The following is a 10,281-nucleotide window of genomic DNA, read 5'->3' as shown; positions in this document are numbered from 1 at the left end:
ATGTACGTCACCTGTCTGAGCCTCATCTGCCCCGTCGGCTACCAGCCGAGAAGCGCTGCGGCAGCGCTGCGAGCGGGCGTCTCCGGCTTCACGATGCTGCACTACACCGACAGAGAAGGCGAGCCGCTCGTGGGCGCCGCCGTTGAGGCGTTGCCGGCGGAAATGCGCGGTCGCGATCGACAGGCCGCGTTGTTGAGGCTCGCGTTCGAGCAACTTGATCCCCCGTCAACAGAGCGTCTGCGGGCCGCATCCCTTCCATTGATCCTGTGCACACGCGAGGCAGACCGGCCTGGGGCGCGGTTGGCCGGCCTGATGAGCAACGCACAGTTGCCGGATGGCGCACCCTCCACGCACGGGCGAACCGCGCACGTGGCGGGCGGCGCAGTTGGCGTGATCCAGGCGCTCAGCCTTGCGCGCACGATGCACAGCGAGACGCAGGCGCGAGCATGCCTGGTGGTCGCTGTGGACAGCTTGATCGACGCGCGCACACTGAGTTGGCTCGATCGATCCGGACGGCTGAAGACAAGCCTGCAGAGCGACGGCCTGATCCCTGGCGAGGCAGCTTGCATCGTCCTGGTCAGCGAGGAGCCGCCGGAGGGGGGTGGTCTCGCCGTGCTGGGACTGGGCTTCGGGACCGAGCCGGCGACGGTCACGAATGAAGAGCCTTTCCGCGCCAACGGCATGACGGCGGCGCTACGTGCTGCGCTCGTCGAGGCGGGTCTCGGGCTTCACGAGGTTGACTTTCGTTTGAGTGACGTTGGAGGTGAGTCCTATGCCTTCGAGGAACTGGTCGTAACGCAGGCGCGACTGATGCGGCAGGTACGTCCTGAGCAGCCTCTGTGGCACCCAGCCGACTGCGTGGGCGACTGTGGCGCGGTTGCTGGCTTCGTGCAGCTGGCTTGGGTCGAGCAGGCTTGGGCGCGCGGGTATGYGCCCGGCCCGGTAGCGGCGCTCCATGCGAGCGGAGCTTTTCACAACCGCGCGGCGGCAGTGGTATCACATCCGAGGTGGACAAGGTGACGCACGCGGTTTTCGCCAACATGCGAGAAGTCGCCGGCAAGGGCGACTTGAACAAAAGCATCGCCCGATTCCCCGACGTATGCCTGTCCCCGCCGGGACCGCCGGCGGGACCGATCCCCGTCCCCTATCCCGATACGTCTTTCTCCAGCGACCTCAAAGAGGGTTCCGTCACGGTGCTGCTGGGGCGCCAACCAGCAGCTCTCGCGCAGCAGTCGTACTACAAGCCAGCAACGCTGGGCAACGAGGCAGCCACGCGCAGCTTCGGGGCGAGCGTGATCACGCACCAGATCACCGGCAAGACTTACTTCCAGGCCTGGTCGATGGATGTGAAGATCGAGGGCAAAGCCGTCTGCCGGCACCTCGACCTGACGACTAGCAACCACGGGTCGCACCCGCCCGGGACGTCGGGTGCGCCGTCGACGAGCAGCATGATTCCGGCGGGGCTTTCAGCTGCCGACCRGGAGCTTGCCGAGGAGTGCGAGAAGATCCACAAGGACTACGATGTCATCAAGACCGAGCAGGCGGGCTACGCCTCGCAGATCAAGCCCATCAAGAACCGGATCTTTAACAATCGCCCTCTGGCCGGTGACGTCGACGGCATCAAAGCCCTCATCACACAGCAGATCGAGGCATTGGAACGCCTGAAGGTCAAGCGTCGCGAGTACATCGACAAAGGGTGCGACAAGATCGAATGGACAAAGAAAAAATACGACACCGAGGCAGAGAGAAGGGCGCACCATGAGGGTGCTGTTGCGGACCTGGCAAAACAGATTGCCAATCAAAAGGACGTTCTGAGCAAACTATGAGAGACGCATTGGAGTTGAGTCATGCGGTGGAGGAGGCTTGGGCGGACGTCCCTGCCCCGCACCTCATGGACCTGCGACTGACCGGATGGAACTGGACACAGGAAGAGGCTGATGCCTTCATCGATGTGGATCCCATGGCGGTCGATATTGACTCTGTTGGCTTCCTTGCTTCTACACCCCTTCTTGACCTGCCTGTGCAGGCTKCTGCAGCTTACCTCGGTACATTTCTGCGCGCTCTGGTGGTAAGCCTGCACGAGCAGAAGGTGGTGGGCTTCTTCGAGAATCCGCTGACAAGAGCGCACATCATCACCTGCTTGAAAGACCGGGGTTTCTGGGATGCGGTGATTGGGCCTCACTTGTCAGTGGCGCGCTTAGAGGTCCTGTGCGAGGTGATCGATTACATGGTGCAAGAGCGCGAGGACTTGGCACTCGATGCTGATGACGTCAGAACTCTTCGGACGCGTATGGCCAATTTTCCGCGAGGGTGACCACGCAACGGCAGACTTGCTGAAACCTCAACCGATCGGCGTTCCGGAATGGCTGCTCCATTTGGAAGGGATGCGGTTGCCACAGCGTCGGTCCGGTGGTGGCGCATGTGATGGATGTACAAGCCGCTGCGAGGGACGTTCCTTGGATCGCGGTGGCGGCTACTTCCGACGCGGCCAAGCGGGGCGACGGCAGCGGCATTGTGCTGCGTGAGCGTCCAGTCTGACCATCTTGAGAATGCGATAGGCACATAGGAGCCTCGTACCCACCTCAACTTTGGTGGATACGTATGACCTTCCCCGTCCAACCCGCTGGCGCTCGGCGCCGGCGTCGGCTCCACAGCGACGAGTTCAAGGCCAATGCCGTGGCAGCCTGCATGCAGCCGGGGATGTCCATGGCAGCCGTGGCGATGGCGCATGGCATCAACGCCAACCTATTGCGCCGCTGGGTGCGCCAGGCAGAGATGACGACGTCGATCGACGTGCCCGCCAAGACTCTGCGCAGGGTGGAGCATCCAACGCTGGCGCCCGCGTTTGTGCCCGTGGCGCTGCCTGCGCCCGCTGCGCCGACACCGATAGCCGACATCCGCATCGAGCTGCAGCGCGGCCCGACCGCCGTCACGGTGACCTGGCCGGCCAGTGCGGCCAGCGAGTGCGCTGCCTGGATGCGCGAGCTGCTTCGATGATCCGCATCGACGCCATGTGGCTGTCGGCTGAACCCGTGGACATGCGCGCCGGGCCTGAGCGGCTGCTCGCCCGCGTCGTGCAGGTGTTCGGTGTCGCGCAGGCCCACCATGGCTACCTCTTTGCCAACGCGCGTGGCACGCGCATCAAGCTGCTCGTGCACGACGGCTTCGGCGTGTGGTGCGCGGCGCGGCGCCTGAACGCCGGCCGCTTCGTCTGGCCGGTCGCTGGCGTTGCGCCCTCCTTGGCGCTCACGGGTGCGCAGTTCGACGCCCTGGTGCTGGGGCTGCCCTGGCAGCGCCTGCCCGAGATGCAGTGCATCACCCGAGCATGACCGCCGCGCGCTGACAACGGCAGTTGTGCCGATGGCGCGAGGCCGTCGCGCCCGGCACGATGCCGGACATGCTCGGCGCTCGCGACCTCCAACCTCACGACCTGCAAGGTCTGACCCCGCAGGCAGCCGCGCTCATCGAGCAACTGCAGCAGCGGCTTGAACAACAGGGCCGCGAACTCGCCGAACGCGACGCGCAGCTGCTGCGCAAGGACCGCGAGATCGCGCTGCGCGAGGCCAGGATCGAGAAGATCCAGTTCGAGCTCGCGCGCCTGAAGCGCTGGACCTACGGCGCGAAGTCCGAGGCGATGAACGCTGACCAGCGGCGCTTGTTCGAAGAGACGCTGGCCGAGGACGAAGCCGCGCTGCGTGCGCAGCTCGATCGGCTGCGCCGTGAAGCCGCGGCGGCCGCGGCGGCGGCCGGCACCAAGCCCAAGGCGCCGCCGCGCAAGCCCCGTCGCAATGCACTGCCGGAGCATCTGCGCCGCGTGGAGCACCGCCATGAGCCCGACAGCACCGATTGCCAGGAGCACGGCTGCGGGCGCCCCATGACCCGCATCGGTGAAGACATCACCGAGCGGCTGGACATCGTGCCGGCCGAGTTCTTCGTGCATCGCCACATCTACGGCAAGTGGGCTTGCCGGCACTGCCAAGTGCTCAAGCAGGCACCGAGCGTGCCGGAGATCGTCGAGGGCGGCATCGCCGCCAGCGGGTTCCTCGCGCACACGGCGATCAGCCGCTTCGTGGATCACGTGCCGTACTACCGGCAGGAGACCATCAATGCCCGCTCAGGCGTGCATACCCCGCGCTCGACCTTGGCGGCCGGCTCGGGCCAGGTCGGCGCGGCGCTGGAGCCGCTGTACGACCTGCACAAGCACTTCGTCCTCGGTTGCCATGTCCTGCACGCCGACGAGACGCCGGTGGCCCTGCTGGACCCCGGGGCGGGCAAGACCCGCCGGGCCTACATGTGGGCCTACGCGCGAAGTTGGCACGACGCGGTGCCCGGCGTCGTCTACGACTTCTGTCGAGGGCGCGCAGCGCAGTACCCGGTGGCGTTCCTGAACGGCGACGAGCGACGCGGCGAGCGACGATGGGCCGGGACGCTGCTCACCGACCGCTACGGGGCGTACGACACCGTGGTGGACCCACAGCACTACCCGGGTCGCATCAGCGCCGCCTGCTCAGCGCATGCACGCCGGAACTTCGAGGAGTTGACGAAGGCCGGCACGAGTCCCATCGGACTGGACGCGCTGCGGCGGTTCGCGCGCATCTACGAAGTCGAGGGCGAGCTCAAGGGCCTCAGCGATGACGAACGACGAGCTCAGCGGCAGCGGCTGGCCAAGCCGCTATGGGACGAGCTCCACCAGTGGCTCAGCCTGGAGCGGCGCCTCGTCCCGGACGGCGGCACGACGGCCAAGGCGATCGACTACACGTTGGGGCACTGGGCGGCGCTGACGCGGCACCTGGAAGACGGTGCGGTGGCGATCGACAACAACCACCTGGAGCGGCAGATCAAGCCCTGGGCGATGGGACGCAAAGCATGGCAGTTCGTGGGTAGCGAGCTGGCGGGTCAGCGAGCGGCCATCATCATGAGCCTGGTGCAGTCAGCACGTCTGAACGGGCATGACCCCTGGGCCTACTTGCGTGACGTGTTGGAGCGGCTGCCGATGCTGCCCAATAGCCGACTCGAAGAGCTGTTGCCTCATCGGTGGACTCCGCCGCAGACTTGAGCAACTGACCGCCGTCAAGATGGGACGGCCAGACGCTCACGAGCAGCTGAAAGAACAGTGCCTCGAACTGCTCCCGTTGCCGCGCTCGTCGCTCGTCGCTCGTCGCTGTATTCGTCCCTGGCTTCTTTGAGTGATTTTGCCTGCACAAACCCTGCCCAAAACACAAGCGCACCGGCGATCGCTGCAAACAGCGCGTTGGCACCGCCGAATGAGTCGCCAGCCTGACCGAGTTCAGCGACTCCAGGGGGAGCAGCAGCGCTTGCCGATGGGGCCTTGGCTGCAGCAGCAGCCGCTTCGACTGCAGGCCTATGCGCAACAAGCCGGTGGGCCAGGCTAGCGCCTTCCCAGCTCCATGCAAGCCACAAGCCAATGGCTACGCACAGTGCGATAGCCAAAACCCACCATTCGTCCAACGAAGTTAAGTTCCAGTGCTTTTGCCCGTTGGATCTATTCGCCATCTAGCCTCCCTCATGCGACTGAGCTGCACGACGCCACCTTGAAGGCAATTCTCCCTTTGCTCGCGGCCGCATTGTCGATATAGTTCAGTTCTAGGCCGTCACGTCGGCCTGCCCGCCCACCTTGTTGGCGAAGCCGTATCGGCACCGTGCCCGCGGGCAAATCCGCGGGAATCTGATCGCATCCCTTGGTGCGTTGTCAGGCTTGGTGTGTGGGCGTACCAAGACGGACGGCGCGCAAACCATTGGATCGATCATGAAAATCTCTCTGGCTCCCAACGACCTTGAGCGCCTGCGGCGCCAAGCGAAGAAAACCGCCTTCGCCGAGGGCGTCACCCATACGCAAGCCTTGGATCGGGAGGCCGTTCAGCGCGGCTTTCAGAACTGGGCAATCCTCCATCGGACAGTCGAGTTGGCTCCTGGTGGCCGTTATCCCATCTTCTCGCGCACCCTTGAGGAGATGAGGGCAGTGTTCCGGATAGATTCTCGTACCGCGCGCATGTCCGACGCGGACCGAATCAAGCGCCGCGAGATGCCGGATCTATGGAGTCAGTACTCCGATCCCCTGAGCGCCTTGGAGTACGCCAGGAACTACCTCGAACTGGCGCTTTCTCTGCCGCGGTACGCCGTCCACTCGATGTCTGTCGGCTACATCGAGATGAGGGTACTGTTGCCCTACGTGCTGCAGCCACTTGAGGGCCGAGATCGCTTCATCTTGCTCGGCCGTGACTACAAGCCACTCGGAATGGCTCAACGTGACGATCACGTTCAGTACGAGGACTACCGGAATCTTCATGTCCAGGTGCCGACCGACAAACTGCACGCCGTGACCCGCCATCCTCAGTATTCACCGGGCTACCTCTACGGCGCGTCGCCATATCTGTCCCGGAGGAATGCCGAGGCTTATTTGGTGCAGCTCAACGCTTTGATCGAGCTCGTGTCTAGCCATTCTGGCTGATCACGAGGGAGCGGCGAGAGATCAAAATGGCGCCGCAACTGAAACCTGCCGCCTCAGTATTCGCGCGAGCATCATCGTTGACACTGCGGCATCGCGGAGCGCGTTGGCTGCCAAATTCTCATCACTCGAAACGTTCATCGCGGCCCCGTTGGGTTCTCGTTTCGAACGCATGCTCCCCCTCGACCTCCTTGGCAAGCCTCTGTCGCAGCGCAGAAAGCCCTGGCGTCAGCTCGGCCGGGACGATCTGTCCGACCTGGCCGAGCAAGGTGGCATTCCTCTCGATGATGGTGGCACGTGACCCACTCCACGAAGACGGTGAGAACTGATCGGCGAGGCGGGCCAGCACGGCATCTTTATCCTTCGCGTGGATCAACAGTTGCTGCGCCTGTGTAGACCAACGAGGGCCATCCTCGGCAGTTTCACTCGGCTCGCAAAACGGCACGAACGATGCGGCCAGAAGAAATCGTTCGGCCGGACGTTTCTCGCACCACTGCAGCACCTTGTTCGCTGGGATGACATCGGTCGGTGAAACACCGTGATGCTTGTCCGCCTGCAGCAGCCGCGCCGCCGCGCCGTCATCTACCGCCACGTCGAACCAGGCATCCAGCACCGAAACGGGGTGGATTTCAAGCAGGGCACGCATCAAATCCGTGTGCTCGAAAGCATAGACGCGATCCGCCAGAAGGTCACTGACTAGCTGCCGGGCGAACTGCTGAGCGGCAGATTCTCCGTCCGGGCTTGGCAGCATTCGCCGGATCAGATCGCGCAACTCGTAGTCCGAATCTTCCGTGAACTGGCTCCGATCCAACGTCAGCCTACTCAGCAGATGCCGCGCTGCATCGACCAGGGCCGGCTGCTGCTGTTCGCAATCTCTTTCTGGGCTCCAGACGCGCGCCGAAAGGATGCTCAGCGCGACGTGCGTACCCAGCTGGTCATTCGAAATCGCGATCAGGAAGTCGCGTAAAGCTACCGGATCAAGCGACTTGGAAGCATGGCCAATGGACTTCAACTGCACGGTGGAAATCGTGCCTGCTGCCCAGGCCGCCTGCAGGCGATTCAGTCCCTGATCATCAAGTGACATCCCGAGCTGCAGTTCGACCAGTATTTCAGAGAGTGACGTGTCCTGCCATGCCAGATCCAAAAGCTTGGTCGCCAGCGCCCGGTCACCCGCAGCCAGTTCAGATAGGAACCCTATCAGCACGCGGGGGTCGCGCTCAGCCTTGGGCCGCGTCTTGAAGCCCATCAACAGTCGCTGCCAGAGATGATCAGCGTCGGCCGAGCTCTGCGCCAAGCCTTGGCCCAACGCATAGGCAGCGACACCGCCCCTGTACAAATCGTCATTGAGCTGGTCGATCAACGCCGCTTCATTCGCGAGGGCTGCACCGAGTTCTTTCGCGGCCTCGGCCCGCCGTTGGTAGGAACCGCCCGCATCGGGTGAGGGGCTATCCGAATCTGGTTCCATGTTCCAGCCTGTTGCCCGCAGCACCGCCGAGACCTGCTGTTCAAGTCCTGCCGGACGAAGAGCAGACTCCAGACGAACGAGCCGGGCGTGAACGTCACCTTCCGCCTTATTTTGGTCGTAGCGCAAGATGCGACGACAGGCCGCCCACCCCTCCAGCCAGAACCCATCGGCAGCAACGCGACGTGCCAGCGCGTCCACCTGTTCGTGCATCCCTGCACGAGTCCACAACCCCCGCAGGTGGCTGCCCAGAGCGGACCTGATTGCATCGCGGTGATCAACCAATCTGCGTTCGCACAACTGCATCACGGTGGCGAACCATGCGCGGATCTCGTCAGTGTTGCGGGCGCGATAGCCATAGTCTCGCGACCTGGCACCGAACTCATCGGTGATGCTGTAGTGAAAGTTTGCGGTGGCTAGTAGCTGGTTGATGGCAGCGTATCCCATCGAGTGGCTGGTGCCGTCCGCGGCATCCAACAGCGACTCAGCGAGCGCCACCCGCTGCGCTAAGGTGGCGTGGGTGCCTGAGCTCATGATCTGGAACAGCGACACCCAGTGCGACCTGGCCGGGTTCTGTTGCGGCGTCGCCGAGGGGGCGACAGCGACCTGATACAGCATCGCGGCGCAGCGTTCGAACATCACCGGTTCGTAGGCAAGCGACCGAATCACCTGCATGAACTGGCGCCAGACGCCGGGTGAATTTGCACGCTCCAGCGTCTTCAACGTCGCCGTCTGGTCTATGGCAGCAATGTTGATGAACATGTGGTGTCCATCCTCGTTCAGTGACAACAGGTCGCCGAGCGGACCGCCCGGGGCCAGCCACCGAGCCGCGACTTTCATGGCCTGTGGATGAGTCCCGATCATGGAGAGCCGTCGAGAAAATGAACGCAGCAGCCTCGGCGACCCGCCTAGGCCTTGAGGGCCATCTATCCACTCGTTCGGGATCTCATCAAGCGCCCAGCCGGCCAGTCGATTGGCAATGGCGTGCGGCAATATCGCCCTCCAGGGACCGCGTCGCTGCAGCAGGTCGCGCGAGTCCAGTTGGCTGCACGCGCTGAGCAATTGGCGTGGCGTCTGTTCGACAAGCCTTCCCAGGATCTCTAGCTCGCTGGCATCGGACTCGGGGTCCGCATCGAACGAATACACCAGCGACAAAAACTTCGCGGCCTGCAGCAGTTCTTTGTCGATGGCATGGCGCTGCCAGAAAAGGCGTTGGAACAGTTCGTCGTCCGTGAGGCTCTTAATCTCTCCAAAGCGCCGTACCACATCGGCCAAGACGATAGCGATGCGTGCATTCCCACCCGCCACCACCGCGATGCGACGTGCATCGATCCCGCTGAGTTCAGGAAAGCGTCGCCGCAACAAGGTGTTGATCAGCTCCTCCGACGCCGGCTCTAAACCCAGCACCTCCGTGCCCTCCGGTTGGTCCTCTCGCACGTCATACTCGATGGTCAGTAAGCTGAGCACCGAGCCCGACGTAGCGCAAAGCTCCGCCAGTTGGCGGTGCAAGGCGGAGGAACAGTTGTCGACGATCAGCACGGCACGTTGCGCCGAGGCAATCAGGTCGGTGGCGACGGCTACAGGCTGAGGGGTGGGGCCATCATTCATGTTGGCGTACAAAACCACCGCCGGGTCCAGAGACTTGGCCGTCACCTCACGTTCAAAAAGCGCCTGTGCAAACCTTGTCTTGCCCACGCCGGACAGGCCGACGAGTCGGACGGCCTTGCCAGGTCGAGCAAGAACCTCGCACGCCCATTCGAGTGCCGCTGCTGTCGAAAGCTCCTCGCTACCTTGGCGCGCTCGGAGCGCTTCTTCCGCGATGAAACTGCCCGCTTGCTCCGGAGCGCCACTCCATGGACCCCAAGCACGCCAACCGGCAATCGCACGCCCAGCTCGCTCCCTCGCCCACACGAGGACGCCAGGAAATGCGTTGACCCACGTCGCCAAGCGGCGACGGTCGTAGAAGTCGAGATGCAAGTCCTCCCCGCCAACCAGATCACCAAGAGCCTCGCGCATGGCCTTCCTGCGGTCGCTCAGGCCGGTATGGGAGACCGTGCCGCTTGAGCTGACGATGACGTAAGCACCCTGGACGGCGGCAAGGTCGGCGATGACCGGGCGCAGCGTATCGCCTGGCCTCATCTCATCCCTGACGGCTTTTGCCGCCATGTCGGGCTTCTTAACCTGGAAGCCGGCAACGCGACGCGGAACGAAGCCCTCGGCCCATGCCACGCCAGCTGGCAGCGCGACATGAACATCAACACCTCCGTCTTTGGTGGTCTGGCTCCCGCCCCATGTAACAGCGACGGTCGACTGGCTCGCGCGCCGCACCTCGGCTTCACACAGGCGTGCCACT

At 63.7% G+C, this 10,281-nt stretch carries 8 protein-coding genes; 7 read left to right on the top strand and 1 reads right to left on the bottom strand.

The window, feature by feature from the left end; genetic code table 11:
• From AC1D01_RS13670 to AC1D01_RS13640, 7 genes are all read left to right on the top strand, one after another.
• The coding region (locus tag AC1D01_RS13670; protein ID WP_477867033.1) for a hypothetical protein at positions 1-1,020 on the top strand (1,020 nt) is incomplete at its 5' end.
• The gene (locus AC1D01_RS13665; RefSeq protein ID WP_477867031.1) at positions 1,008-1,826 is read left to right on the top strand and encodes a DUF4150 domain-containing protein; all 819 of its coding nucleotides are present in this window, start codon (positions 1,008-1,010) and stop codon (positions 1,824-1,826) included. The genes AC1D01_RS13670 and AC1D01_RS13665, both read left to right, overlap by 13 nt.
• A 65-nt stretch (positions 1,827-1,891) precedes the next feature.
• Positions 1,892-2,314, top strand: coding sequence for a hypothetical protein (locus tag AC1D01_RS13660; protein WP_477867029.1), 423 nt, complete (start codon positions 1,892-1,894; stop codon positions 2,312-2,314).
• Positions 2,315-2,601: 287 nt separating this feature from the next.
• Positions 2,602-2,997 (top strand): IS66-like element accessory protein TnpA, encoded by a 396-nt coding sequence (gene tnpA / locus AC1D01_RS13655; RefSeq protein ID WP_477867027.1) that lies wholly within the window; start codon positions 2,602-2,604, stop codon positions 2,995-2,997.
• Entirely contained in the window at positions 2,994-3,329 is a 336-nt protein-coding gene (tnpB, locus tag AC1D01_RS13650; protein WP_477867025.1) for an IS66 family insertion sequence element accessory protein TnpB, read from the top strand. The genes tnpA and tnpB overlap by 4 nt, the downstream gene beginning before the upstream one ends.
• A 59-nt stretch (positions 3,330-3,388) precedes the next feature.
• The gene (gene tnpC, locus AC1D01_RS13645; protein WP_477867023.1) at positions 3,389-5,056 is read left to right on the top strand and encodes an IS66 family transposase; all 1,668 of its coding nucleotides are present in this window, start codon (positions 3,389-3,391) and stop codon (positions 5,054-5,056) included.
• A gap of 711 nt (positions 5,057-5,767) precedes the next feature.
• Positions 5,768-6,469 (top strand): P-loop NTPase family protein, encoded by a 702-nt coding sequence (locus tag AC1D01_RS13640; RefSeq protein ID WP_477867021.1) that lies wholly within the window; start codon positions 5,768-5,770, stop codon positions 6,467-6,469.
• Between the two features lie 121 nt (positions 6,470-6,590).
• Here the strand turns inward: AC1D01_RS13640 and AC1D01_RS13635 are convergent, their stop codons facing one another.
• Positions 6,591-10,094, bottom strand: coding sequence for a P-loop NTPase family protein (locus AC1D01_RS13635; protein WP_477867019.1), 3,504 nt, complete (start codon positions 10,092-10,094; stop codon positions 6,591-6,593).
• Between the last annotated feature and the right edge of the window lie 187 nt (positions 10,095-10,281).

The organism is Rhizobacter sp. P3_B12, from assembly GCF_056402895.1.
Note: the sequence above shows the minus strand (reverse complement) of the source record. Positions and strands in the feature narration are given on the sequence as shown.

Coding starts and splice junctions, on each gene's coding strand:
- AC1D01_RS13640 (WP_477867021.1), top strand. CDS start 5,768: ATGAAAATCTCTCTGGCTCCCAACGACCTTGAGCGCCTGCGGCGCCAA.
- tnpA (WP_477867027.1), top strand. CDS start 2,602: ATGACCTTCCCCGTCCAACCCGCTGGCGCTCGGCGCCGGCGTCGGCTC.
- tnpC (WP_477867023.1), top strand. CDS start 3,389: ATGCCGGACATGCTCGGCGCTCGCGACCTCCAACCTCACGACCTGCAA.
- tnpB (WP_477867025.1), top strand. CDS start 2,994: ATGATCCGCATCGACGCCATGTGGCTGTCGGCTGAACCCGTGGACATG.
- AC1D01_RS13635 (WP_477867019.1), bottom strand. CDS start 10,094: ATGGCGGCAAAAGCCGTCAGGGATGAGATGAGGCCAGGCGATACGCTG.